Origin of the sequence: Bradyrhizobium sp. Rc2d, from assembly GCF_900099855.1 — a bacterium.
In the GTDB taxonomy this organism is placed as follows: Bacteria; Pseudomonadota; Alphaproteobacteria; order Rhizobiales; family Xanthobacteraceae; genus Bradyrhizobium.
Genome location: NZ_FNCU01000047.1, coordinates 1 through 25,896, shown reverse-complemented (window position 1 = coordinate 25,896; position 25,896 = coordinate 1). Strand labels below are relative to the sequence as shown.

General features: G+C 59.4%; 24 protein-coding genes and 3 pseudogenes. 20 read left to right on the top strand and 7 right to left on the bottom strand.

What is annotated here, in order from left to right; genetic code table 11:
• Positions 1–420: 420 nt before the first annotated feature.
• Complete coding sequence (pdxR, locus tag BLV07_RS36530; protein WP_091895623.1) at positions 421–1,833, bottom strand: MocR-like pyridoxine biosynthesis transcription factor PdxR; 1,413 nt, start codon at positions 1,831–1,833, stop codon at positions 421–423.
• An 88-nt stretch (positions 1,834–1,921) separates the two neighbouring features.
• Between pdxR and BLV07_RS50460 the strand changes: the two genes are divergently transcribed.
• The 13 genes and pseudogenes from BLV07_RS50460 to BLV07_RS49180 all read left to right on the top strand — a co-directional run bounded on the left by BLV07_RS50460 (position 1,922) and on the right by BLV07_RS49180 (position 12,038).
• Positions 1,922–2,134, top strand: a complete 213-nt coding sequence (locus tag BLV07_RS50460; RefSeq protein ID WP_502690277.1) for a hypothetical protein — start codon at positions 1,922–1,924, stop codon at positions 2,132–2,134.
• Positions 2,135–2,167: 33 nt separating this feature from the next.
• On the top strand, positions 2,168–2,317 hold the full coding sequence (locus BLV07_RS50455; protein WP_502690276.1) for a cupin domain-containing protein: 150 nt from the start codon (positions 2,168–2,170) through the stop codon (positions 2,315–2,317).
• A 24-nt stretch (positions 2,318–2,341) separates the two neighbouring features.
• Positions 2,342–2,671 (top strand): annotated as a pseudogene (locus tag BLV07_RS36520) (carboxymuconolactone decarboxylase family protein); the annotation flags it as partial.
• Complete coding sequence (locus BLV07_RS36515; RefSeq protein ID WP_091895619.1) at positions 2,671–3,552, top strand: LysR family transcriptional regulator; 882 nt, start codon at positions 2,671–2,673, stop codon at positions 3,550–3,552. The pseudogene BLV07_RS36520 and the gene BLV07_RS36515, both read left to right, overlap by 1 nt.
• Positions 3,553–4,057: 505 nt before the next feature.
• Complete coding sequence (locus BLV07_RS36510; protein ID WP_091895617.1) at positions 4,058–4,663, top strand: sulfite oxidase-like oxidoreductase; 606 nt, start codon at positions 4,058–4,060, stop codon at positions 4,661–4,663.
• Positions 4,623–5,402 (top strand): ferredoxin reductase, encoded by a 780-nt coding sequence (locus BLV07_RS36505; RefSeq protein ID WP_502690274.1) that lies wholly within the window; start codon positions 4,623–4,625, stop codon positions 5,400–5,402. The genes BLV07_RS36510 and BLV07_RS36505 overlap by 41 nt, the downstream gene beginning before the upstream one ends.
• Positions 5,403–5,448: 46 nt before the next feature.
• The gene (locus BLV07_RS36500; protein ID WP_176945996.1) at positions 5,449–5,958 is read left to right on the top strand and encodes an OsmC family protein; all 510 of its coding nucleotides are present in this window, start codon (positions 5,449–5,451) and stop codon (positions 5,956–5,958) included.
• 230 nt (positions 5,959–6,188) lie between these two features.
• Positions 6,189–6,851, top strand: a complete 663-nt coding sequence (locus BLV07_RS36495) for a peroxiredoxin-like family protein (protein WP_091895739.1) — start codon at positions 6,189–6,191, stop codon at positions 6,849–6,851.
• 151 nt (positions 6,852–7,002) lie between these two features.
• Positions 7,003–7,977 carry a LysR family transcriptional regulator gene (locus BLV07_RS36490; RefSeq protein WP_244551320.1) on the top strand — a complete coding sequence of 325 codons (975 nt, stop codon included), beginning with the start codon at positions 7,003–7,005 and terminating at the stop codon, positions 7,975–7,977.
• Positions 7,978–7,993: 16 nt separating this feature from the next.
• A complete protein-coding gene (locus tag BLV07_RS36485; RefSeq protein WP_244551328.1) occupies positions 7,994–8,689 on the top strand; it encodes a peroxiredoxin-like family protein in 696 nt (231 codons plus the stop codon).
• Positions 8,690–9,407: 718 nt separating this feature from the next.
• Positions 9,408–10,061: a nitroreductase family protein gene (locus BLV07_RS36480; RefSeq protein ID WP_502690278.1), complete on the top strand. Its 654-nt coding sequence runs from the start codon at positions 9,408–9,410 to the stop codon at positions 10,059–10,061.
• A gap of 21 nt (positions 10,062–10,082) precedes the next feature.
• Positions 10,083–10,628: a carboxymuconolactone decarboxylase family protein gene (locus BLV07_RS36475; RefSeq protein ID WP_091895606.1), complete on the top strand. Its 546-nt coding sequence runs from the start codon at positions 10,083–10,085 to the stop codon at positions 10,626–10,628.
• 1,182 nt (positions 10,629–11,810) lie between these two features.
• A complete protein-coding gene (locus BLV07_RS49180; RefSeq protein ID WP_349525516.1) occupies positions 11,811–12,038 on the top strand; it encodes an OsmC family protein in 228 nt (75 codons plus the stop codon).
• A 268-nt stretch (positions 12,039–12,306) separates the two neighbouring features.
• Here the strand turns inward: BLV07_RS49180 and BLV07_RS36465 are convergent, their stop codons facing one another.
• Complete coding sequence (locus BLV07_RS36465) at positions 12,307–12,987, bottom strand: antibiotic biosynthesis monooxygenase family protein (protein WP_091895603.1); 681 nt, start codon at positions 12,985–12,987, stop codon at positions 12,307–12,309.
• A 574-nt stretch (positions 12,988–13,561) separates the two neighbouring features.
• Here BLV07_RS36465 and BLV07_RS36460 point away from each other — a divergent pair.
• Both BLV07_RS36460 and BLV07_RS36455 read left to right on the top strand, forming a co-directional pair.
• On the top strand, positions 13,562–14,479 hold the full coding sequence (locus BLV07_RS36460; protein ID WP_091895601.1) for an NADP-dependent oxidoreductase: 918 nt from the start codon (positions 13,562–13,564) through the stop codon (positions 14,477–14,479).
• 163 nt (positions 14,480–14,642) lie between these two features.
• Positions 14,643–14,924, top strand: coding sequence for a DUF427 domain-containing protein (locus BLV07_RS36455; protein WP_091895599.1), 282 nt, complete (start codon positions 14,643–14,645; stop codon positions 14,922–14,924).
• Between the two features lie 493 nt (positions 14,925–15,417).
• Here BLV07_RS36455 and BLV07_RS36450 read toward each other — a convergent pair whose 3' ends face one another.
• Positions 15,418–15,819, bottom strand: a complete 402-nt coding sequence (locus tag BLV07_RS36450) for a hypothetical protein (protein WP_091895597.1) — start codon at positions 15,817–15,819, stop codon at positions 15,418–15,420.
• 856 nt (positions 15,820–16,675) lie between these two features.
• Between BLV07_RS36450 and BLV07_RS50165 the strand changes: the two genes are divergently transcribed.
• The 3 genes and pseudogenes from BLV07_RS50165 to BLV07_RS50160 all read left to right on the top strand — a co-directional run bounded on the left by BLV07_RS50165 (position 16,676) and on the right by BLV07_RS50160 (position 20,224).
• Positions 16,676–18,148, top strand: a complete 1,473-nt coding sequence (locus BLV07_RS50165) for an MEDS domain-containing protein (RefSeq protein WP_091895595.1) — start codon at positions 16,676–16,678, stop codon at positions 18,146–18,148.
• A 479-nt stretch (positions 18,149–18,627) separates the two neighbouring features.
• Positions 18,628–19,521 (top strand): annotated as a pseudogene (gene ltrA, locus BLV07_RS36440) (group II intron reverse transcriptase/maturase); the annotation flags it as partial.
• Between the two features lie 124 nt (positions 19,522–19,645).
• Positions 19,646–20,224: a group II intron maturase-specific domain-containing protein gene (locus tag BLV07_RS50160; RefSeq protein ID WP_349525508.1), complete on the top strand. Its 579-nt coding sequence runs from the start codon at positions 19,646–19,648 to the stop codon at positions 20,222–20,224.
• Between the two features lie 35 nt (positions 20,225–20,259).
• Here BLV07_RS50160 and BLV07_RS36435 read toward each other — a convergent pair whose 3' ends face one another.
• The 4 genes and pseudogenes from BLV07_RS36435 to BLV07_RS36410 form a co-directional block, all read right to left on the bottom strand.
• A complete protein-coding gene (locus BLV07_RS36435; RefSeq protein ID WP_091895593.1) occupies positions 20,260–20,469 on the bottom strand; it encodes a hypothetical protein in 210 nt (69 codons plus the stop codon).
• Entirely contained in the window at positions 20,466–20,690 is a 225-nt protein-coding gene (locus BLV07_RS36430) for a hypothetical protein (protein WP_143035599.1), read from the bottom strand. The genes BLV07_RS36435 and BLV07_RS36430 overlap by 4 nt, the downstream gene beginning before the upstream one ends.
• A gap of 943 nt (positions 20,691–21,633) precedes the next feature.
• A complete protein-coding gene (locus BLV07_RS36415) occupies positions 21,634–21,888 on the bottom strand; it encodes a hypothetical protein (protein WP_143035598.1) in 255 nt (84 codons plus the stop codon).
• A 141-nt stretch (positions 21,889–22,029) separates the two neighbouring features.
• Positions 22,030–22,753, bottom strand: a pseudogene (locus BLV07_RS36410) (transposase); the annotation flags it as partial.
• A gap of 625 nt (positions 22,754–23,378) precedes the next feature.
• Here BLV07_RS36410 and BLV07_RS36405 point away from each other — a divergent pair.
• Positions 23,379–25,076 carry a sensor histidine kinase gene (locus BLV07_RS36405; protein ID WP_244551319.1) on the top strand — a complete coding sequence of 566 codons (1,698 nt, stop codon included), beginning with the start codon at positions 23,379–23,381 and terminating at the stop codon, positions 25,074–25,076.
• A 39-nt stretch (positions 25,077–25,115) separates the two neighbouring features.
• Positions 25,116–25,508: a response regulator transcription factor gene (locus BLV07_RS36400; RefSeq protein WP_091895731.1), complete on the top strand. Its 393-nt coding sequence runs from the start codon at positions 25,116–25,118 to the stop codon at positions 25,506–25,508.
• Positions 25,509–25,896 lie beyond the last annotated feature (388 nt).

The following is a 25,896-nucleotide window of genomic DNA, read 5'->3' as shown; positions in this document are numbered from 1 at the left end:
TCTCGCCATAGAGTCGATAGACAATCGTTATTGCCGCTCACGGCCCGGCATGATGCCGTAGCGAGGAATGCCACGAGCCACATCACACCTCGAGACCGACGTTTCTTTTCTGCAGAGACTTCTAAGCCGCGTTCAGTCGCTGAATCGGCAATGAACGCCGTCGCGGCTTGCACAGCCGGTGCCGCGAAATTTGCGCGGTGAGCCTCGAGAGATGTTCGTACATCGCGCACGAGAACGGCAAGAAGCGCCCCGGGCACTGTGGGCATTCATGATCCGCATGAATAACTCAAACGCATTTTTCACGATCTAGCGCCTCCGTGGGCGGATTGGTCATTCGCGCGCCAAGGCGTTCGAAGAACGCTCAGGAGCGAGCGTTTAAAGCTTGCTGGCCTAGCAGGAGCCGCTTTGGCCTCGAACCTCTCAGCTGAACCGACGGATTACCTCGAACAGCCGATCGCAGGAGCGAGCCAAGTGTTTCGTCGGCGCGGTCGCGACGCCAAGCAGAAGCCCGGACTCGGCGTTGTCGGCCGATACATACCAGGCTGAAAGCGGCGACGGAGCCATGCCGCACGCCGAGACTTCGCGAACCACGGCTATGTCCGAAGTTCCCTTGGGAAGTTTCAGCAGTACGGCCAGGCCGGACGCAGCAACCTGATCGGCGCCCATGGCTGTCTGAAGGCAGTCCAACAACGCCTTCCGCTTTGTGGCATAGGCGCGTTTCGTGCGGCGGAGATGGCGTATGTAGTGGCCCTCGCGCATGAACTCGGCGGTGGCGAGTTGCACCGCAGGGCATGGCGCCGGCGCGAGACACGCCGCTACGTCAGCGAACCGGGAGGCGAGTTCGAGCGGCGCGATCAGAAAGCCCAGCCGAATGGTCGGGCTGATCGTCTTGCTGAAGGAGCCAATGTGGATGACGCGTCCATCCCGGTCGAGCGACGCGAGCGCAGGCGCGGCCCTGCCCGACAGCTGTAGCTCGCTCAAATAATCGTCCTCGATCACCCAAACCTGGTGTGCGGCTGCCCATTCGAGCAAGCGAAGGCGCCGTTCAAGTGACAAGGTGGAACCGAGAGGCGCCTGCTGACCCGGTGTCACGAGTATGAGCTTGGCGTCAGGATGGTAGCGCAAGCCATGATTGATATCGATACCGTCGGCATCAACCGGGATCGGAGCAAGGGACAGGCGGGCGAGCTCAAGTCCCTTTCTGGTCCAGGGGAAGCCCGGGTTTTCGATCCAGGCCGTTTGCCCGGCCAGGCCCAGAACGCTGAGCGCCAGGCCGAGCCCTGCACCAAAGCCCCCGGTGATAATGACCTGCGATGGCAAGCAGATGATGCCCCGGGCGACAGCAAGATAGCCTGCGATTTCCTGCCTCAGTTCGAGCTCGCCGCGCGGATCGGGATAGAGAAGGGGAACACTCGCCTCGGCACGAACTGCGTGCGCCCGAATTCGCGCGAACAGCGTCGCCGGAAAGCTCTCGGTCGCCGGGACGCCCATCTGGAAGTGCGCAGGTCCCCGCGTCATCTCCCGATAGATCTCCATGAACGAGCCTGCGTCCGGCGGCTGCTCACTTCTGACGAGAGCCCGAGGCCGTTGGGCGACGCGGGTGCCAGCGGCTCGCGAGGCCTCGATCAACTGGGCGGCGGCCAACTTCTCGTATGCGGTCCGCACCGTACCTCGCGCGACACCGAGTTGGGCGGCGAGATCCTGCCATGACGGCAAGCGCGCGCCGGCCTCCAGCACTCCGCCCTCGATGGCCGCGGTCAGCCCTCTTCGGATCTGCTCCGCCAGAGGTAGCCTTGCCGCACGGTCGACCTTCAGCTGAAGCCGCTTGTTCATGGCCCATAGTACAGGATTTATTCGCGTTCTTGGTACTTTTTTCTGGCCCAACATGGCGCATCTATGGCCGGACGGAAGGAGAAAGCCAATGAGCGTCGGCACCATAATCATTGCTGCCAGCGCTGCCTTCGCCTTTGCTATTGCCGGGTTTGCCCTGGCGCATAACGGCAAGGCCGAAACAGTCGCGCCCAAATTCGAGCAATTCCGAACATTCCCGGCAAATCGCTCGTCACCCTGGAAGCCGAGTGCACCGCGCGCGGCCTCCGTGCTGCACACACATGCAAAGTCCGCTTTCATCTAGTCCTATTGATCTCGGGCGAGATCAAAATCGAAGGTGAATGACGGCGAGACCCGCATCTACAAGGCCGGCGAACCGCCGAACTCAACCCATTCGATCAGCCGAAACGCGAGCAAGACCAAGCCGCCGAAGTCGCTCGCAGTCTTCGTCGTCGACTCCTACGAAGGCGCTCACCGCCCCCTGTGAAGTAAGATCGAACGGATCAGAATTATGACCAAGAGGCTCGATCGCAACCAGATCGTTCTCCACGGGGCCAAGGCGCTCGGCGGCGTCTATGGCTATGACATGCGGAGCGGTCTGCCGAGTGAACTGGTGGAGCTAATCTATTTGCAGGTCTCGCAGATCAAGAACTGTGCCTATTGTCTCGACATGCGCACCCACGACCTCATCAAGAAGGGGGTGAAGGTCGAGAAGCTTGCTCTGATGCAGGCCAGGGAGGAGGGCGGCAGTCTTTTCAGCGTGGCCGAGCGCGCTGCCCTTGCCGGCGCCGAGAGCGTGACGCGCGTCGCCGAAACTGGGGTGCCGGACAGCGCCCACAGATGAACGACCGACTTACAGCGCTGAAACTGTTTGCCCGCGCAGGCCGCCTGGGGAGTTTTTCGAGCGCCGGTCGCGAACTCGGTCTCTCTCAGCCCTCGGCCTCTCGCCTTATCGCCGCGTTGGAAGCCGACGTCGGCGCGGCACTCTTCAGCCGAACAACCCGAGCGGTCACGCTGACGGACGCTGGAGCAACCTACTTGATGCGTGTAGAGGCGATCCTGGCCTCGCTTGAGGAGGCCGATCACGAAGCTCGCGGCACCGGAGAATTGCGAGGGGTGCTTCGCGTCGGAACCTCATCGAGTTTCGTGCTCCGAGAGATCACTCCCAGGCTGTCGAAATTTTTGTCAGCCTATCCCGCGCTTCGTGTCGAATTGCTGTCTAACGATCGGTATCAGGATTTGGTCGCTGAGGGCATTGACGTCGCCTTCCGCTTCGGAAGCCTGCCTGACTCAAGCGCCACCGCGAGGAAGGTGATCGACGTTCCGCGCATTCTTGCAGCCGCCCCCCTCTACCTCGAAGAGCATGGCACGCCGCTGATGCCGTCGGATCTTGCACACCATGCGATGATCATCGGCCCTGCCCATCTCTCACCGACATTCTCGTTCCGCAAGGACGGGCGTGTCGCGTCGGTCCGTGTGCAAAGTCAGTTGGCGGTGACAATCACTGAAGGCGCCATCGCCGGCGCGAAGGCTGGGTTGGGGATCGTCGCCTCAAGCCTCATCAGTGCAAAGGCTGAGTTGGAAAGCGGTGCGCTCGTTCGTATTCTGTCCGACTGGGACTTCGGCTCGATGGAAGTCAATGCATTGTTCGTGAGTGGAAAGACCATTAAGCCCGCTGCGCGTGCGTTCACGGATTTCCTCATCGGGGAGCTTCGACGCTGACTTCACGGAGCATTCCTACCGGTTATGGAAATGATAGCTTTACCCGAGTGGTCGCCGAACTTAATTACCAAACGCACTGACTGGGGTAGATGCGGCGCTGAGATCTCCCATGAATTCCAAGACTTACCTTGCGCTGCTATCGACCTACGCGCGCGTACATGCTGGTTGGATCAATAACTCGGACGATGTGGCGTCGCCTCGCCGCGGTTGATTGGAAAGTAATAGACCGCGCGACGCGTCAGCCGTACATGAGGAGCAGCGCCATCAAATCCGTAGAACCGGAAATCGACAGCATGGAGCCCACTGAGCGTGAATTGCTCGCCGAATTGCGGCGGCTGCGCCGCTCATTGCGCTTTCGTCCGACTGACACGTGCGATCCGATGGAGTCGCTCTCAACGAGCTGCGTTTTTGACGCGGACTATCAGGCGCACTTCGTGTCGAACCGTAGACTCAAAAAGCGAGCCGTATCGGCTGAGCGACCAACAACACTGCAAAGGAGGCCGCCATGGTCACGAGAGGCTTTACCGGCCGAAATTCGGAAGGAGACCAGTCCGATCGAATTCCGCCAGGCCAACACCTTGTCGAGCACTTCCCTGTCCTGACAGCGGGGCCGACTCCGCGTGTCCAAACAGCGGATTGGAAGTTCACCCTCAAGATCGGGCCGAGGCCTGTTAAGGTTTGGAACTGGAGCGAGTTCAACGCGCTTCCCAAGACCAAGATGACGAGAGACATTCATTGCGTCACATCGTGGTCAAAACTTAACACCGCCTGGGAGGGCGTGATCGTGGATGACATCCTTGCCGATGCCGGCGTGGAGGGTCCCACTGATTTCGTGCTCGCACACTGCTACGATGGCTACTCTACGAATGTCCCCTTTGCAGACCTTGCCACCGGAAAGGCCATGATCGCTCTGAACTACGAGGGTCAACCGATTCCGCGCGACCATGGTGGCCCAGCACGACTCCTCGTCCCACACCTGTATTTTTGGAAGTCTGCCAAGTGGGTAAACGGGCTCCAATTTACCGAACGCGACGAGGCGGGCTTCTGGGAGTTGCGCGGATATCACAAATATGGTGATCCGTGGCGCGAGCAGCGGTACACCAATGACTGAGGGTGGCGCGCGATCGGCGCCTTGGCAGACGTGCGCCATCGTCGAGATCATTCAGCAGACGCCAAGCATCAAGAGCTACTTCCTGCGCCTCAGCGAACCATTTGCACATATTGCGGGTCAACACGTGGATGTGCGACTGACCGCTCCAGACGGCTACGTTGCGATGCGTAGTTATTCAATCGCCTCCTCACCGAGTGCATCGAATGTCATTGAGCTTGCCATCGAACGCCTCCCGGACGGCGAAGTCTCTCTGTTTTTCCATGACATTGCGGCTGTCGGCGACGAAATCGAACTGCGAGGCCCACTCGGCGGCCACTTCCTGTGGCCTGAACGTGTAACCGCACCGGTACTGTTGATTGGGGCGGGAGCTGGCGTCGTGCCGCTGATGGCGATGGTCCGACAACGCCGCGCCCTGGCACAGACTGCGCCGACAGCGCTGCTCTTGTCATCTCGGACACGGCGCGACGTGTTGTTCGCCGATGAGCTGCTCTCATTGGAAATGGCTGACCCGAAGTTCACGTTGGCGCTGGCGATTACTCGAGAGCCCCCAGAGCGCGCCTGTGACTTTGCGCGACGCATCGACGGCGCAATGGTCGCCAAATTGGTTGCCCGACTCCCTCGCATGCCTGCGCATGTATTTGTCTGCGGATCAAACCACTTCGTCAATATCGCGGCCGATGGCGCACTAATGGCAGGGTTGGAAGCCGCGGTGATCAAGACAGAACGATACGGCGGCTGACGGCGCCGCTTTGCTTGACGCGCTCGCCACAATGGAAGGACACTCTATGACACCACAGGACAAGGCGCCCAAGATCCGCGAAGTTGTCGTCGCAAATGACCCCACCAAACATGGCGCGCTGGTTGGTCATGTCGACGCATCTCAGTTTCCTATCGGCGGTCCGGATGGCGTCGGCCATATATCACCTGGTCCCAATCCTTACGACCTTCTCAGCGCATCTCTTGCTGCATGCACCGCTATGACCGTTCGTTTTCAAGATCGGCGCCAGAAATTTCCGCTGGAGAGGGTGGAAGTGGGCGTCAGCTTCCATCATAGCGCCCAGGGCGAAAGAAGTTCGTTTGAGCGCACTCTCGTGCTAGAGGGAGAACTCGATGCGCAACAGCGCGCATTCTTGCTGAAGGCTGCAAACCTCTGCCCCGTTGGTGAAATTCTCGGCATTAGTGCGGATATTCGTACACGCGAGGACGCCACTACCTCCGGCCGCAACGCAAACACTCAGGCCAGCTATGAGGATGATTTGGCTGAACTCCAGATCCCTTATATCGATCCGGATTGAGCGTCTCTCGGAAATCGATAATTGCACTTGGGGCGCGGCAGCCTATCATACTCGCAGGGTCTGAGGTTCCGTACAATCCGTGGCTGGCACGAGACTAAGATCGGCGCTGTCCGATGGAGCCTGCTCATGTCGTGCGAGAATATGTCAAATTTGCATTTAGGCACTACCGCCAGACTGCCACCACCCCAATGTCGATAGGGAACCTGCCGAATACGGTGAGGATGACCGCAATGTTACTCCAAGATGAGCTCGATGCGCTTAGGGACAAGTGTTATGAAAACACTCCCCCGCGTAGCAGGCGCGTCCGCCAGGAAGCCATCGACGACTTGGTCTCCTCGGGCATCGCCGAAAGAGCCATTCATGCGGGAGACTATGCTCCCGAATTCCGGCTGCGCGATCCAGATGGCAAAACGATTTCATCTTACGCCGTTTTAAACGGTGGCCCAGTTCTCATTATCTTTTATAGGGGAGGATGGTGCCCCTATTGCAAGCTCGATTTGCACGCGATCCAGGCTGTCGCACGGGAACTTCGCTCATCGGGTGCGTCGATCATCGCGGTTTCTCAGCAGTCCGCGAACGAGAGCCGCTCTACTGAGCGAGTGAACGGCTTATCGTTCCCCAGCCTCGTCGACTGCGGCGGAAAGGTCGCTCGGGCGTTCGGCCTGCGTTGGAAGCTATCCCGGCAGTTGCGCGCAGCCGAAATAGAATGTGGTCTCGACCTCGCCGCCGTGAATGGCGAGTCGAGCTGGACACTGACCATGCCAGGTCGGTACGTAATAGGCCCCGAAGGGATCGTTGAGTACGCCGATATCAGCGCCGACTACACCCGACGCTGCGACCCAACCGAGCTCTTTCCTGTCCTTAGCAAGATTCGCGCACGGCTTGCACACTGATCCTCAGCGGTGGTCAGCTCTGGATTCCAAAAAGCGTGTCCGATAGTCCAGCGACGTCCGACACGGGGTTTCATCGCGCCGGCAGTAGTGGCAACGTGGCTTTAGGATATAGCGCCTTTGCGCGCCGCGTGTTGTTGCATTGCCATGACACGTGCTCAAGAGTGGCAAGAATAGTTTGCGGCGAACATCCAATGGAGCTCCATCAAGCGCGCTGAACTTCACGCGTGCTGCCGAGATGTGCAACGTCAGGCAACCGGCGTTAACCAAAGGCGTGCAGAAGCTCGAGCAGGAGCTCGGGGGTCAGCTTATCTACCGAGAGCATCAGCTCACTCATCTCACTGATTTGGGGAAGACGATCCTTCCTATGCTCGAGCGCGCACTTGCATCGACGGAGGCGGTTCGACGCCGAGCGCGTGAGTTTCGGCAAAAGGAAGTAGCTCCATTAACTATCGGTCTCGCCCCGTCCATTTCCGCTTCACTCGTTCTTGAGCCTATCGCTGAGATTCGCAAAGTCGTCCCTGGCCTCCATGTCGAGCTTCGAGAAGAGCCACCAAGCCGCCTAGTTGAGCTTCTGTTAGAGGGCGAAGTAAATTTCGCCTTCGTCGGTGATCTCGACGATAAGCCAGACCGAATCGACGATTGGGCGCTGTTCGAAGAGCGTTATATCGCAGTGCTCGCCCCGTCGCATGAACTCGCAGGGCTTCCGGTGATCGGAATGGAGGCGCTTCGCGAAGCCACTATTCTGGATCGCTTCAACTGTGACGTAGCTCCGAAATTTCACCGTCTCTGCTTTCCCGACGCGCTGCCGCATTTCCATCATCGCAGCAGCCGGGACCTGCACCTGCAACATTTGGCGGCCGCGGGGTTCGGAATCGTCCTCGCCCCGGAGCATATGCCCCGGTTACCCTCCCTAAAGGCTCTTCCGATCGAGGGCGATCCGGTATGGCGAGAGGTCCGGCTTCTCGCCGTGCAGGGCCGCCGCTACTCACCCGCGCTTGACGCCTTCGTAAAGGTTGCGCGGCTGCGCGACCGGTCTCTTCGCGCGGGATCGCCTCTCCAAACCGAGCATCGCGGCCACCTCGAAGCGAGCGGTATGTCCGCGCGACTCGCATGGCCCATTTCTTGAGATGTCCGGCGTGCAGATGAACATCGAATTTAATTTAACCAAGGCCCTCAATCAGGTCCGTAGCAAGCTTTTGGCCGGGTTCAGTGACACGGACCGGGAGGCGTACAAGCATCTCGTCGATTGGCTTCGCAAGACTGATGTCGCGTCAGGCGCATTGCAGGTTGGCGATACGGCGCCAGATTTTCTCCTGCCTGATGTGCATGGACGGCTTCATTCGTCCGAACAGCTTCGCGGTGAAGGACCGCTTGTAGTGAGCTTCTATCGTGGTGGATGGTGCCCATTCTGTAATGCAGAGCTTCGCGCTCTGCAGGCGGTCAAGGCTGAGTTTGACAGTCTAAAGGCGAACCTTGTTGTGCTGTCGCCCGAGACCGGTGATTTGCCGAGGCAGCTGAAAAGGCAGTTGAACCTTGACCTGACGGTTCTCGCGGACGTCGACCATGCTGTGGCTATATCTTACGGCGTCCTATTTCGTATACCTGACGAAACCAAGGCGCACTACGCAAGGCAAGGTTACGACCTCGGGCGGCGTCATGGGTCGACCGATTGGATGCTGCCAATCCCGGCGACTTTCGTGGTCGATCAAGCCGGCGTCGTTAGGGGCGCCTTCGTCGAGCCCGATTTTACGATCCGCCAAGAACCATCCGACATCCTCAACAAGGTTCGCCAACTTGCGAGATCTCAGGTTGAGGATGCGTCTGCATTCGACGAATGATGTCGGCCAGAGGACATCTCCGCGAACTGGACTCGCGTGTTTCTGATAGGTGCGCTGCCGAGATAGAGCTCAGAATTTGCGTAAGTCATGCTACTGCTCCGCTTGATGCGCTCCATCGAGACCCCAGGACGATGCCACCCACTTTCCCCGCAGACATCTCTCTTGGTTTGAGAGATGCGTTGCCCGATCTCGAGCGGCATAGGTTGAAGCTAATCAAGCGGCTTAGGTTGGAACCGACCATGTCTGTTCCTGCCAGTTTCCCGCGCACACTGGTTGTTGTGTCGTCCATCGTCGGATCGGCGAAAGCTCACACCACGTCCTCGTCCCTCTTACCTAACTTCGCGGTTGCCACAAGGGAAGGCTGCTAGCGCTGTTGGTACATCCACGTTGATTTCGCGCGCCGCCCGATGGCATCGATTCCATAACCAAAGGTCATTGGTCTATCGAGTTTCGCCGCAATATTTTCGTTCGTGTGCAAAGGAATTCGGAAGATGACGGCCCATCGCACAAAAACAGATGGACGATGAAGGCAATCGTTGTGACGAACCAGGCAGCGAGCGCGGGTGACCGACGCCATACGGATCGTCCGACCACGTCCTATCAGACCCGTCGGGGGTAACCTGGGAAACTACCCATGCCTCTGGCACGAGGTGTCGAGCGGCCCTTTCCCACAACATTTCCAGCCCGCATAGGAAGCACCATGACTAACGGTACCACCATGACTAACGGAATCGCTATAACTAACGGGATCACCATGACCAACGCCGTCATCGAATGTATCCTGAGCCGAAGCGCCGTTAAGTATTACGACCCGGCTGCCACCTTGAGCGACGACGAAATCCGCGAGCTGGTGCGAATCGGCACCACCGCGCCGACGTCCTTCCACTTGCAGAACTGGCGCTTCATCGCCGTGCGCACGCCGGAAGCCAAGGCTCGGCTGAGTCCGATCGCTTGGAGTCAGCCCGCGATCACCGAAGCGGCCGTCACCTTCATCGTCTGCGGCCAATTGGCCGATTCTAGCGTAGTACCAGAGCGTCTGGCGCCGCTGGTCGAAGCGGGCATCATGCCGCCAGAGATGGTGCCGGAATGGGAAATCCCGGCTCGCGATCTGTACATGGAATACCCGCAGCGCCAGCGCGACGAGGCAGTACGCACCGGGACCTTCGGTGCGGCGGCGATGATCTATGCGGCCCGTTCGCTGGGTCTTGGTTCGACACCGATGATCGGTTTTGATGCCGAAGCGGTGCACCGCGAGTTCGGACTAACCAAGGACGAAGTACCGGTCATGTTGTTGTCCGTAGGGGCGGAGCGTCGGGGAAATTGGCCGCAGAAGCCGCGCCGTCCGGTGGCCGATGTGTTGGATTTCGTGTGATTATTAGTTACGGAGACTACGATGCCAAGAACCGCAGCTCTAAGCTCGGAACAGGTGCCGGCCGATTCCAGGCCGACTCTCGATGCGTTCACCAAGAACATTGGGTTCACCCCGAATATGCTGGCGACGTTCGCGCAGAGCCCGATCGCGTTCAACGCCTGGGCCAACCTGCTCGGCTCCTTGAGCAAGGCGCTCGACGTGAAGACCCGTGACAGCATCGGCCTCGCTGTCTCCGAAGTGAACGGCTGCAACTATTGCCTAACGGTTCACAGCTTTACGGCCGAGCATATGGCAAAGCTGCCGGCTGATGAAATCGTTCTCGCTCGGAAGGGTCATGCCACCGACCCGAAGCGGGACGCCGCCGTCCAGTTTGCGCGCAAGGTCATCGAGGCTCGAGGCAATGTCAGTGACGTCGATCTGAAAGCAGTCCGCGATGCCGGCTACACGGACGCGAACGTCATGGAGATCGTCGCGCTGGTGGCCATGTACTCTCTGACGAACTTTTTCAACAACGTGTTCGATCCCGAGAAGGACTTTCCCGTCGTTACTCCGGCCGGCTCGCTCTGAACTCTATCCGGTCGCATCGACCATCTCCGAGGGGGCGTTCATGTGATGCCGGCCTAACGCCAAAGCCTAGATGCACAAGGAAAAAGTCTTGGGCGTCTGGGCTTTTCGATGTGCGACGGGCAGCTCGCTGGAGGCCGCGCTGCTGCTATTCCTTGGAGACTTAGCCTGGTGGGCGGAAGCCGCAAGTGCGCGGAGAACATACCGGGAGCCGCCTTACTAGAAAATGCCCGGGGAATGACGGGACACAGCGAGAGAAGCCAGTGCCCCGCTTTGCCTTGATGGTAAAGAAACAGAATCGGCGCGGATGGCGCAATGACCTCACAACCCTTACGACTGAACTTCCCCGGCCATTCAGGCGCGAGCCTCTCCGCGCGGCTCGACCTGCCCAATGGACCGGTCCGCGCCTACGCCCTCTTTGCTCATTGCTTCACGTGCTCGAAGGACTTGGCCCCCGTTCGGCGGATTGCCGCCGAGCTCGCCGTGTCAGCATCGCAGTATTGCGTTTCGACTACACTGGCCTCGGTTCAGCGAGGGCGAGTTCTCGTCGACCAACTGCTCGTCGAACGTGGTGGACCTCGCTTCTGCAACCTACTACATGCGCCTCGCTTCGAGGCGCCTTCGTACTCATCGGACACTCACTCGGCGGGGCCGCAGGGCTGTCGGCGTCAAAGCAAATTATAGAGACCCGTGCCGTCGTGACGATCGGTGCACCCGCAGACGCCAGCCACGTGTTGAAGCTCGTGTCGTCCTCCGACCTTTCGAAAATTGAGGGCGACGTTGCTGCAGACGTGCGCATCGGACAACGCATGTTCAAGATCAACAGGCAATTCTGGCTTTAGGACGTGTGTTGCGAGCCGCTGTCGCACGACATCGCATCGCTGCGAAAACATCTTCTCATCACGTACGCCCCGCGCGACGAGACCGTCGGCATCGAGAACGCCACCGAAATAAGACTTGGCGGCGAAGCACCCCAAGCGCTTCAACTCCCTGGACGCGGCAGACCGCTAGCTTTTCCGATTTGGGGGACGCCGCGTTCGCGGGTCTAGCGATGGCGGGTCGGCTGTCTCGCTACGTGCTGCGGACACGCCCTAGGAGGACGACATCCATGGCACGTGCGTGGAAACCGGGGAGGGCCGGTTTCAGAACCGGGCGGGCCGGCATCGGCTGTACGAGCTCGAAAAAATGGGTGGCTTGGACTCCGGGCCGACGCCCTACGACTTCCTTTCCATCGCTCTTGGGGCGTGCACTTCGATGACGCTTCGCATCTACGCGGATCGCAAGAACATTTCTCTGGACCGCGTCAGCGTCGACGTCGCACATGAGAAGGTCCAAGCGGTCGACTGCGCCGGTGCACGATGGACGCCTCGCCGGAAACGAAGATCGACCGCTTCACGCGCACCATCGCCGTAGACACCGAGGTGAGCTAGGAGTTGCGGTCGAAGACCATCGAGATCGCCAACAAGTGCCCGGTGCATCGTACTGCTTGAGTCCTCGTCTTCGCGCCCACGTTGGTGGGCACGCTCAAGCAACCGATGCTCGCGCGCAGCCAGAGCCCTGTTCAGGAACTGGCTGGCAACAAGCACTCTTTCAAAGACCCAGGGAGGGGGTATAAGCGTCGACAAGCATGTCGACGGTGAAGCCACGGTTCAGTCCGCTCGGGTTTCCGGACGGAGCGGTGTCAGGCGTGGAGGGTCTCTTTAGCGTCTGCGAAATACTGAGGCGCCTCGCGACGATCGTATTTCCCGTAGTCGCGCACGATCCTCACTTTCCGGACCCTCGTCTTGTCATTCAGCGCTGAAGTGTCCTCGTAGACCTGCGCCGCAGCTGCGTCCTTCCAGGATATGAGCAGCATCAGGTCGCGGGGCGTGAGCAAGGCCTCGAAGATGTCCCAGGACATGGTGTCGGCGGCCCACGGATTGAGGCCGAGCCACTCGGCGCAATCGTACGGGTTGTTGGTCTGCTTCCACTCCAAGGGGCGAGTCGCGTTAATCAGCGTGACCGTCGTTCCCTCTCCGACTTCGGTCTCCTCAAGCCTCTGCTCCGCGAGGGCGAACCCCGGTGGCACTTGATTGTCAGCAGTGATCTGTCCGACGCGCAGGTGGTAGTCGGCGAGGATTTCGTTGCGACCCTTCTGCTCGACCTCGTGATGGCGCATGTGGGTGCGCCAGCGCACGAGCGACTTCTCGTCTCGCCAGGTCGAATGCGAAAGGATCCAGCCCTCGCGGGTTAGACTCTTGTAGCGGATGTTGTCGACAAAGCCCTCGACCTGCTGCAGCTCGGGATGCAGTATCTTGGCGTAGTCAAGGTAGTCATCGAACTTCCCTTTATTTGGGAGCGCCTCGAAAATCACTGAAAACATAGTCGTATCTTCCCTCCTAGACTGCTGCGACGTGATCGATCTCGATGTCGAAGTGCCCCGACCATGACTGTACTCGCAATTCTAGTTGCCGCGAGCTGTACGCCGTCGGCCGCAGCCTCACACACGCGCTCACCGCGACAGCGTTATTGGCAGGGAATCGACTCGTAAAGCTATGATTTCGATAACCGCGTGTAATAGAGGATAGGCGCGCGCGGTCGCCGAGACTTCCGCTCGGGCGTGTCCTCGCGGAAGAAAGTGCGCACTCTTGCCGTGGCGAGGTGCTCCCGCACGGCTCTCGACATCAGCGCCGCACGGGCTCGAACCGATCTATGACCGACTTCAATCACCTGCCGAGCTACACCGGCGCCATCTCGAAATCATCACTTTCCACCACTGACGACTCCTTTCGGCGTAAGAAGCAGATGTTTGTACCGCGCCTTTGACTTTCTCGCGCTGCGTCGATGGCATCGATTCCATGACTACAGGTCATTGGACGATCGAGTTTTGCGTCGTAATTTCGGTGGTCTGAAGCAATTCAGAAAATGACCACATACCACACTCGAAGAGGTGGACGATGAAAGCGATAGTGGTGACGGACCAGGCCGAGGGAACGGCCGGAATGAAGCTGGTCGAGCGGCCCGAGCCGCAGGCGGCGATAAACGACGTCGTCGTTCAGGTTCATGCGTCCGGATTCGTCGGGACTGAGTTGACGTGGCCCTCGACCTGGACAGATCGCCTCGATCGCGACCGAACACCGTCCATCCCCGGGCACGAGCTAGCCGGAGTAGTCACCGCCCTCGGCTATGGCACGACAGGGCTGTCGGTGGGACAGATAGTATTCGGCCTCACCGACTGGTATCGCGACGGCACCCTGGCGGAGTTCGTAGCAGTCGAGGCACGCAACCTAGCGCCGTTGCCGGGCGACGTCGACTTCACGGTGGGCGCGAGCCTGCCGATCTCGGGCCTGACCGCATGGCAGGGACTGTTCGAGCACGGCCGCCTTCGAGCGGGGCAGAGCGTCATTGCGCACGGCGCGGCCGGCGCAGTCGGGTCGATCGTGACCCAGCTCGCGCGCGAGGCGGGCGCCTACGTCATCGGCACCGGACGCGCCGCCGACCGTCAGGCGGTGCTCGACTTCGGCGCACAAGAGTTCGTCGACCTCGAGAACGACGCCCTGGAAGATGTCGGCGGCGTCGATTTGGTGTTCGATCTCATCGGCGGCGACATCGGGAAGCGGTCCGCGCGCCTGGTGCGAGCCGGAGGAACGTTGGTGTCCATCGTCGGGCCGAGTGAGGCACGGCCCGCCGATGGTCTGGCGGTCGACTTCGTTGTCGAGTCCGATCGTGTCCAACTGGGTGAAATCGTCCAGCGGGTGCGGGACGGACGACTGCGGACGAACATCGGTACCGTCTCGACTCTCGATGACGCCGTCGCCGCCTTCAACCGGACCAAGCGACGCAAGGGGAAGACAATCATCCGCGTTCGTCCGTAGGGACGCGTGCCTGTCGATGCGCGCGGCGGATCACCTTCGAGGAAAAGGAAGCACGTAAGCCGGTTTGACCGGCGCGTTCGCGGACCAAGCTATCTGGCGCCGCCCGAACGGCTCGAGCCCAGATTGTATCAGCTCGAGATTATAGCATGGAAAGGAATGAGAAATGGCAGTCGCGACGTGGAACGGGACAATGATCGCGGAATCGGACAAGACCGTTGTCGTCGAAGGCAACCACTACTTCCCGCCCGATTCCGTTAATACGCAATATCTTAGGCAGAGCACGACGACCAGCCGGTGTCCATGGAAGGGCCTTGCGAATTACTATTCGCTTGTCGTCGATGGCAAAACTAATGAAGATGCAGCATGGTATTACGCCGCGCCCTCCGATGAAGCTGCCACCATTAAAGGCTACATCGCATTCTGGAAAGGTGTGGATGTAAGGTAATGGACTAACCACCGTCCTCACCCCCCACCTTAAAGGCCGACGGCGGCTAATCGGGGTCACGGCAAGAACAGTGCTCAGATTGACGCTCTTTGGACGAACCATTAGCGTCGGCCACGTCCAGTCGAATGGCGGCGCACCGGCCGGACTGGACGGAGTTCACCAACCTTCGTCAATTCGGTGGTCCGGGAATTAGCCATCAACACCGATATGGTGTGACCACTAGCCACCCAGTCGCCTGAGCGGCGCAAGCGACGTCTCGACGGAAGCCAAAGGCTCGGCCTCTTGGGGCAAGGCGCCGCCGCGCAGGATGTAGGCGCCGCCCATCTACACTGACTCGCGCCGCGGCTCTTGCTCTGATCGAAACGGTAGGTGGCCCTACGTCGCCTCGATCGTAGTGTCGCTGGCTACGATCTATTCAACCCGGGTCGGCGCGACACACATTTCTTGCGATCAAATCTGCAGCGGGACGCCCGCGCTAGAATCGAACCGATCCTCACATGGTAGTCCGCGTGTCGAGGTTCGCTCGCTGCGCGGCGCTCACCTCGGGCGCGCCGAGAACTGAGGTCGTTAGCAAGACCGCAGCGGCGAGAACCCAGTAGTACCAGGCGTCAAGCCGAGTAAAATGGAAAGCGGAGGGGGCGGTGATGGAGATCACACCCAATGCGCCGTCCACCCAGATATGCAGCCAGTAACGGATGACCCGGACGAGCCCCGTCGCGTGGTTCGTGAAAGTCGGCAGCAGCAGCGCCGTGATGCGGGCCACCAGCGAAAACCACAGCGCGACAGGGCTGCTCTTGCCTAGCTTCAGCCGGAATTGCGCGACCATCAAGACGATGGCAACAGGATAGTCGATTAGGTAGGTGTGGATTGTCTTTGTGATGAAGCGAAAGGGCATGGCGCAACTCCTGCATGCTGGGCTGCTCGATCGAGTTCTTGGACATCGAAAGTAGGGGCTGCGCATACGAACGTCGGATCGATCGATGAGCTACCGTGCTGCCACCAAGTATCGATGAGGTGTTTGAGGAGGGTATTCCCGTCTGCGCATTATTAGAAATGCCGGATCGCTATCGTTTTCATTCTCTCCAGCGCCAGGGTCTAGTGCTTTCAGCCGCCAACGCCCCCCGCGCAGGGGATCAGACAAGCGCTCGAGTTGAAATCTCTTTCATTTCGAACGCTCTCGGTTTGTCCATCCTTACTGATGCTAACCTAATCTAAGCCGCGTGCCCATAAACTTGGCCACGTGATGCAACGTCCGCGTGCCCCGTTAGCAATCAAGCTCGCGTTACGGCGAAACATGTCGCGAAGAGCCAACAGGCGACGAATTAGACATTCTGACGTGATCGGATTGCGAGTTGGCCTCCATGTATGTCGTCGCTGACGGAGTGAAGATCGTCGGTCGCTACCGGATCGAGTCTTCTTTGCCTGTGGCGCGTGCCATATCCTCGTTATGCCTTGTTATCTCGTGCGTCAGAATGACTGCAATGGGCCACAAGGGGATGTCGTCGCCTAATCGTCATTGGTGGATACGGCGATGAGCAACCCACGACTTTAGCCGACGAGAATGCGCCCTGTGGTAAAGCCCGATGCGTCTCAGATCATGGATCAACTGGCAGCATCACTGACGTGCCTCAGCAACAAAAAGTTCGTGGCGCTTTCGATCCCGAGGAGGAAATTCATGGCGGACCACAAGAAGTCGGCTTAACCTTCCTGACCGCTCGGGTCGAAATTCGATACTGACCTAGAGCACCATTATGATCAAAACGCCAATCGCTACTGCTGCTGCGGCCGCAGTAGAACTTTGGTTTGCGCAACCGGAACGTTGGAAATTGGAGGTGACCCCAATGACAACAGAGATGCGGAAGACCGGAATCGACGTCGTTGGCGACATGGTGGCCTGGGGTGCCCACTTTTGCCTCTTCTATGAGACGAGAGAAGATCTCCTCGACTCGTTGATCGCATACTGCAAGTCGGGTTTGGGAAGGGAGGAGTACTGCCTGTGGATTGTTGCCGAGCCTTTGACGATCGAAGAAGCCACAGCTGCGTTGAAAGCCGCGGTGCCTGACCTTGATCGACACCTGGCGGACTCCAGGATGGAAATTGTGTCGGCCCGCGATTGGTTTCTCCCGGGCGGCACGTTTGACGGCAAGAGACTGACAGACGCTTGGTATGAGAAGCTCGCTCGCGTATCGGCCAGAGGTTACGCCGGCATGAGAGTGACCGGGGATACCACCTGGTTATCAAAGAAGGACTGGGGACACTGGTGCGACTATGAAGATGGTCTCAACGAGGTCATCGGCAATCAGAGTCTTGCCGTGCTGTGCACGTACCCGCTTGCGACGTGCGGAGCTCCTGAAATCCTGGATGTGGTGCGTACACACCAGTTTGTCCTCGCAAGGCGACACGGGAATTGGGACATTGTCGAAACCGCCGCGCTCAAGCGAGCCAAGGCCGAAATCACGGGGCTCAATGAGGAACTCGAACAACGTGTCGTAGAACGGACCAACCAGCTGATTGAGGTGCAGACGCAGCTGGCGCATGTCAATCGTGTCACAACGATGGGAGAGCTGTCGGCCTCGATTGCCCATGAAATCATGCAGCCGATCGCGGCGACAGTTAACGATGCCCGAGCTGCCTTGTACTTTCTAAACGCCCAGCCGCCAAATCTGGAGGAGGCCCGGGAGGCGCTCGGTGCCGCCGTCAAGGACGGCAACCGAACCATCGACGTCATCGAGCGGATCCGTGCCCTAATCAAGAAGGCGCCCCCACGGAAGGATGCCTTGGAGATCAACGGAGCAATCCTTGAGGTCATTGCCCTGACCCGTGGCGAACTTGTGAAGAACGGCGTCTCGGTGCAGACACAGCTCGCGGAGGGCTTACCGCTCATTCAAGGAGATCGAGTCCAACTGCAACAAGTGATCCTCAACTTGATCATCAACGCCGTCGAAGCGATGAGCGTCGTCAGCAAAGCGTCGCGAGAGTTGCTAATCAGCACCGGGAGAGATGCATCGGGCGGGGTGCTCGTCACCGTGCGGGATTCAGGCCCGGGCTTGAACTCGGAGAGTTTTGACCGTCTGTTCGACGCATTCTACACCACCAAGCCCGGTGGCATGGGCATGGGACTATCGATCTGCCGATCGATCGTCGAAGCTCATGGGGGGCGAATATCGGCCTCTCGTACGGCCGGCCCGGGTACAGCCCTTCAATGTACCCTGCCCGTAGGGTGAGAGTGTAAACGCAAAATTACACTCGTCCTCGCAACCCCGACGTCGTGAACGGTAGAAGGAGGGCCCTTCGGGTTCGGCAATCACGTGCTGATCTCAAGCCACCGCAAGCTGCTGCGGTCAAAAGCCGTGGTGGTGAGCGTTGCGGAAACGCCGGAACACGATTCCGGCAGGCACGGTCGAGAGAGGCGAGCGCAAGCGAACCGCTGCAGAAGTGTCGAAAGCGGATTAGGCGATGTCAGAACCGGGGGGTGACCCTTCCTCTGGGATCAGTTCGGGGGATGCCTGAGACTGCCCGAGCGACATCCGGCATGTAGGCGGCGCGAAGCTCGACCAGGCTTTCGTATGGAACGTGAGAACCTGCGCTCTGTCGCGCTGACGGCGCGAAGGGAGAAGCCGCAAGCGGCTCCAACCGCGAGGGCGAGAGTACCGATGCGGAGCGCAGGGGCGGAGCAGCCCGTAGTGGTGTGGAAGGCCCTGTAATGGGGCCGGAGCGAAGGGGCTGCGTTGTTCGGCCTTGGCCATCGGCCAACTGGAAACGGGAGGAGCTGGTGGACAAGGCAAAGCCGTTCAAGATCCCGAAGCGGGAAGTGTGGGAAGCCTTCAAACGTGTGAAGGCCAACCAGGGAGCGGCTGGCGTAGATGGACAGCCGATTGCGGAGTTCGAGGCCAACCTTTCGGGCAACCTCTACAAGCTCTGGAATCGGCTGTCGTCAGGGAGCTACTTTCCTCCGCCGGTGCGGAGGGTCGAGATTCCAAAAGCGAATGGCGGGACGCGGCCGTTGGGGATTCCGATTCCGACGGTCGCTGACCGCACCGCTCAGGAGGTCGCCCGACGCTACCTGGAGCCCGTTCTGGAGCCGGTATTCCATGCCGACTCTTACGGCTACAGGCCCGGCAAATCGGCGGTCGATGCCGTGCACCAAGCGCGTCAGCGCTGTTGGCGCTACGACTGGGTACTCGATCTCGACATCAAGGGCTTCTTCGACAGCATCGATTGGGAGCTTTTGCTCAAGGCAATCCGCCATCATACGGACTGTCCGTGGGTGCTCCTCTACATCGAGCGTTGGCTGAAGGCGCCTGTGCAGATGGAGGACGGCAGCATCATGCCGCGCACGGCAGGGACGCCGCAGGGAGGGGTCATCAGTCCGCTCCTGGCGAACGTGTTCCTGCACTATGCGTTCGACATGTGGATGGTGAGAACCTTTCCTCATATCCCGTTCGAACGGTACGCGGACGATGCCATTTGTCACTGCAAGAGCGCCGAGGAGGCGCGGGCACTCTGGGGTGCGATTGCGGACCGCTTCGCGGCCTGCTTGGTGCTACATCCGCAGAAAACGACAATCGTCTTCTGCAACGATGTGAACCGGCGTGGCGACTTCCCCGACATCCACTTTGACTTTCTTGGCTTCCAGTTTCGAGCCCGAAAGATCATGTGGGTGAAGCCGGACGGGCGCATTTTCTCGCACAGTTTCCAGCCCGCTGCTAGTCCGAAGGCGTTTGACGCGCATCAGTCGCGAGATACGCAGCTGGGCGCTGCATCACCGCAGCGACAAATCTCCGACCGAACTGGTCCAGATGTACAATCCGTGCATTCGCGGCTGGATCACCTACTACAGCCACTTCTACAAGACGCAATTGCGTCCGACCCTGAAGCGGATCGATGCCTATGTCATCCGGTGGGCGCGTCGAAAGTTCAAGCGACTGCGCCACCAGACCAAAGGTGCAAGAGGTTGGTTTGACCGGCTACGCCGTGCCAACCCCACGCTCTTCGCACATTGGCCACTATGTCATGGCAACGGCGAACATCGGGAGCCGTGTGACTCGAGAGGGTCATGCACGGTTCTGGGAGCGCCCGGAGGTGAAATTCCTCCGGGCGACTCGACAAAAAGCAGCGGTCAGCCCAACGATCCTGCGGCGTCCGGTTTCCAGCAAACAGCCGACATGGCGGCGGCTCTTGCGTTGTTCGGCTCAGCGCGCCACTTCCGGACTCATGCACCGCAAACAAGGACTTACTCGATCGGCAGGCCCGGTGGCTATCGAACGGTCCCAGTTAGTAATCGCAGCCTTTTGGATTAAGCGGTTCAACGCTTCCGGGGAAGCGGCTTTCCATCCTAAGCTCCCCTGCTATCCTGTTCGCCGACCACGCAGCGCGAGCCCGCCAGGCGTTCTGCCGGATGCAGGTTCATCCACTCGGCGAGCTGCGGCGCGCCCATCAGGCAGGACTGCATCGAGACGTCGGCGAAGTCGGAGGTGGTGACGGTCTGCTCGCGGCAATTTGCCGGAGAGAAGAGATTGCAGAGCACGGCGATGATCTTGATCACGACTGGAGAGCCCCATCGCTGCGATGGGAATTTGCCCGGATGATCTTGATAGCCTTGGCCACCGTGCGCGGATTTAGGCCTAGCGCGTGAATCACTTCCTTCTTCTTGCAGCCGAGATTGCGCTTGAGGTAGCCGCGCACACGCTCGACGTTGAATGCCTCCAGCGCCTTGGAGCCGGAGCGCAGGTTCAGCGTTTCAATGGTACAGAATTCGACGAACATGTTTGAAGCGTCCCACCCGGTCATGCACGCCATTTGCCTTCAGCTCTCAGCCGATCGGGCGAATGCTTTGGCCGCGTCAACATGCGAAGCTTTTTCAGCTCGCCGCTCGTAGTCGTCGGCAAGGGCCTTAAGCTGACCCGCAATCGCTGAGTCGGCCATGGTTTGGGCTGCGCGGAGCAAAGTCCGTGCTGTCTCCAAATATGCCTTGCCTCGTTGTGAGATCTGGACCATCACAAAGCCCTCGCGCGGTTCTCTGGCAGCTGGTTGAAGGTGATCTGGAGCCAGCCGACCCAATTGCGGTCACTCTCCCTGCGAGCTCTGAGGCGGTCGACGCACTTCTTGGAACAAAGAGGCGTTCGCCACGAGTAGTGCCGGACGAGACCAAACTTGCCATCACAGACTGCGCATCGCGCGGCACTGCCAGATCTAAGACGTTCGGAGCAGTTGGGCATTGTAGTCTCCTCTTGGCTTTATCGCAGCTGTTCGTCGATCATCCTTTTTCACGATCGCACTTCATGAGCCCGTGCGCTTTTCCAACACATGCAGCCTAGGACGATCTCGATCAGAAACTCAATTGAACGTCTAGTCGTCCCGTCATCTAAATGGTGTCACCGAACGATACGAAGGTTTAGGGCGCTTCCCCTTAAGGCCGGCCACTTCCACAAGGGCATAAGCTGACCCCAATGCTGCCTGGCCTGACCTTAGTCGGTTCATCTCCCGGAAGCAGACGTTGCGGCGGTCTAAGTGCGGGGCAGCTACGGACCAAAAGTAGCCGTACGGGCGAGTGCCGTTCCGATCGGCAGCAGTTCTCATCCGGGTCCGCAAAGACAAAGAGCTCAACAGGCCAGCGCGCCACTGCAACTCGCGTAATGGCCTCACCATTCGCTCTGGTGACAACCCGACCCGACTGTCGCGGCGACGCGCATCGGTCGCATGGGTGCGCTTAAACAACACGGAATTGAGGCTCGGCGGCGCCTCCTTGAAGAGCCCGCAGCCCGCGGATCCGGCAAATCACGTCACTGGCCAAATGCGCGTGCCTCACGATGCAATCGAACGCTTGTCGCACCTCGTCCAGGTCCGGCGGTCGATGATCCAGAAAGTGCCGAGCGGCCTGAGCGTTAGTGGCCATCGTCGCAATGCGCTGCGGCGCTTCAGCAATACTATCTGATACGGCAACTAAATGTCCAATGTCGAACATAGTGCTCTCCATTGCATGCTCGGAGCGGAGCACAGGACCGCGAAGGCCTGTCTGAAGGTGGGCATCCCGAATGCTCTGCCCCTCTTGGAGAGGTTTGATCTCAACGGAGGCCCTTGCTTTTTCTATGCGCCGGGATCAGCACTGCTGATAGGCGAAAAGAGTTCCGACGTCGACGATGATCGCGTTCTCGATGTCGACCAGGCGGTTCGTCGAGTAAGCGAAGAAGGCTTGGCCGCCATGCGCCCCTGTCCAGCGCGCCGCCGGATCGGAGGGCGATACGAACATCGGCGTGAGCTCGGTCACGGCTCCGAAAGCGGCATCGTCGAGGATGGCCAGATACTCATCGATGGCTCGGCCGGCGGCTTCCGGGGACGTCCCTTGTCGCCTTCGATCCCCTTCGGTCGATTGGCATCGGCTTTGATCAGGCTCGCATCAACTGCAAATCCGTTCCCTCCGACCAGCCGCTCCCTGAAGCAGCGGCGCAAGACGCTCTCACACACGATGGAACAGATCACTCTCTCCCGGAAGCGGTCATGTCTGTTCTTCGAGAACGTCGAGTGATCCGGCACCGTCCAGGCCGAACTGGCAAAACCAGCGGGTAGGCTAAATTGAGGTGAACCTCATCGCATAGGCGCCGCTCCGATCGGATGCCGAAGCAGTAACCGATTAGGAGCATCCGGATCATCAGCTCGGGATCGATCGAAGGCCGACCGATGCTACTGTAGAAAGGCATCAGGTTCCGCCTGATCTCTTGCAGATCGAAGAACCTATCGACCGACCTCAGCAGATGGTCGGCGGGAATATGCTTTTCGAGCGAAAACTCGTAGAACAACGCAGCCTGTTCCACTTGCCGATGGCCGATCATGATCTTCAGTCCTGCCACTTAGACAGACTGAATCACTGATCCCTCTGCGTCGCAACTGCAGCCTTTTTCAACGGAATCGGCCAATTCCGGACATTGGCCAATAGTCCCGTGTAGCGCCGCCCATAGGCGGCTCTTATTGTCGGCTTGTCCGCGGGGTCGACTCCCGGTGCTAATTCGACCGGACACGGCTTACGGTCCGCCGCCGCAGAGTGATGTTTTCACCAGTCGGCCAGGGTAGCGAGGGAAGTCGCCGCTCCGGGGCCTACAACGCAGGCTGCGTTCGCAGCGCGCTTACCGCGGCTCTGATCATCGCGACGATTTCGACCTCGGCACCGCTGTCCTGAGGTTGAGCTAGCTAACGACCGCGCCTGGTCAGCCCACCTCCGACCGGGCCCCGAGTGAAGCTCTCGTGTCCTTTCCCCCGTGCACATTCCCCGGGGCCTCTTCCAGTCAACTTCATTAGCGGGCTGCGCATCTTTCGGCGTGGTCAGGTCAGAGAGACATCCATATCGCTCAATTGCCCTCGCGTCGTGCCGGGATTGGCGAAGGTGATCGCTGGCATTAGACTGTGGTCGAGGCGCCCTGCGACTTCGGGCTAGTGAGATCGGATGATCGCGTCCGGCAGATGGCGGGTAGGAAAGGCACCACATTCTGGAAGTCTGATTTCGAATTAGAGGCGGCGAACTCGAAATTGCCGCCCATCGCGGGCTTTCGACGTGAGGCGATGTTCATGGAAAGGTCAGCGGCCGGATTACAGGCGCATGAGTTTGTACTCTCGAATCTTTCGCCCAGCGTCGCTCAAAGGCGATTCGCGCTTGGCGTTGTGCTAGTGCTGCTCGGTGTCTTTGTCATCGTGGCAGGCCCGCTCTCGGACCTGCCACTGAGGCGGGTTGACGCCTTTATACCCGCCTACGGCACTGCGATTTTCGTCATCGACTCTATCACCGCAGCCCTGCTCTTCGCGCAGTTTTCCGTCCTACGCTCGCATGCGCTCCTCGCATTGGCGAATGGCTATTCCCTGACGGCGCTCATCGCAATTCCTTGGACGCTTACTTTTCCAGGCGTATTGGCGCCGGAGGGCGGCCTTGGCGGCGGCCTCCAGAGTACGGTTTGGCTCTATGTCCTGTCGCACGTGGGCTTCGCCGTGTTCGCGATCGTCTATACCCTGCTGAAGGATGCTGATCCGATGGAGTGGCTGTCGCCACGCTCCATTCGCGCGAGGGTCCTTACGGCTGTCGGATTAGTGACTGCGCTCGTCTGTTGCGCGACAGTTTTCGTTACAGCAGGCCATGCGCTCCTCCCGCGCATCATGCTCAACACGGCGGAGGTTTCCTATCTCTGGTACTATGCGATCGGACCGATGGCGGCATTGTTCGTCGTCGCGCTTGTCTTACTATGGCTGCGGCACCGCTCGGTGCTCGATCTCTGGCTGATGTTGGTCTTGTTCGCATACATCATCGAGATCGCCCTCACCGCCTTTCCTATCCCGTACCGCTTTAGCGTCGGCTGGTATGCCGGGCGAGTTTACGGCGTGCTTTCCGGCAGCCTTGTGCTGCTCATCCTGATGAAAGAAGTGACGATGCTATACGGTGAACTGCTGCGCGCAGTCCTTGCCCAACGCCGCGAGCGCGAGGTGCGTCTGCTGACGGGGGACGCGGTCGCAGCCACCGTTGCGCACGAGATCAAGCAGCCATTGTCGGCGATGACTATGAACGCCAGTACGAGCCTGCACTGGCTTGATCGCGCGACGCCCAACATTGATGAGGCCAAAGCCGCATTACAGCGAATCGTGAACAACGGGCACCGTGCGGGCGAGGTCATCGAGAATATTCGGACGCTCTTCAAGAGCGATGCGCGAACCCGGACCTCGCTCGACGTCAACAATCTGATCCGCGAAGCTCTGGCGCTCGTGCGCGACGACCTGCAGACGCATCGGGTAGCGGTTCAAACCGACTACAACCAATCGCTCCCACCGATAGAGGGCAATGAGGTTCAGCTGCAGCAGGTGCTAGTGAACTTGATCACGAACGCCATCGATTCGATGGCCACTGAAGATGGGGACCGGGTACTTTCTTTGAGGTCTAAAGTCTACGACTCCGGCAGTCTGATGGTGTCGGTGGAAGACGTGGGGAAGGGTGTCGAGCCGAGCGCTATCGATCTGATATTCAAACCGCAGTTTACGACCAAAGTGCACGGGATGGGCATGGGGCTGTCGATTTGCCGGTCGATCATCGAGGCCCATGGGGGGCGGTTGTGGGTGACCGCCAATCTGCCCCGAGGTGCCATTTTTCACTTCACGCTGCCCGCCCACCGGGAGTACTAGCATGTGCATTGCTACTCTTGAAAGATGCAGGAGGCCGAATTGCCTGCGGAGACCCTGATTTCGATCATCGATGATAATGAGGACTTTCGCGAGTCTATAGCGGGTCTGATGAAATCGCGGGGGTTCACGGTCGAGGCCTTCCCATCCGCGCTGGCTTTTTTGTCCTGCCCGAATGTTCGCAATACCTCCTGCCTGATCGTGGACGCCCATATGCCGCGAATGACCGGGATTGAGCTGCATCGTCGGTTGGTGGAATCGGGCTATGCCATTCCAACGATCCTGATCAGCGGTTACCTCGACGACAGCGTTCGGGCTCGTGCGTTGGCTGATGGCATCATTTGCTACCTGACCAAGCCGTGTGATGAGGATGCTTTGTTTGGATGCGTCTCGTCGGCTTTGGAGCGGGCCAAGCCAGATGAATATCGTTCATGATGATCGCAGTCAGGTGGGAGCGTTGACCGAGGGAGGAAATCACGACGTCATGGCCTGCGAGGGTTCGGTGCCAAATCATCGGCGCGCGACGGATTCCGAACGACGATGCGTAAGTGATCGCGCGGTTCCTTTACTAGCGCGGAGCGGACCACTGCCGTGATTTCGTGACCGCGCGAGAGTCCGCTCAATGCCATATTTCCTGTTCTGCCGCTCGCTCCAAGCAGGAACATTGTCGTCGCACTCTCCAGTGGGCAAGGCATCCAACCTTGGCTCATGAGCTTGACCGAGGTCGCCTATGGGTCTTGGTTGTGTGCAAACGCATAGGCCTGACGCGGCGTGGTCGCCAAGTATTGCGCGCGGCCGGTATTTGCGTATCGAATCGTCCAAT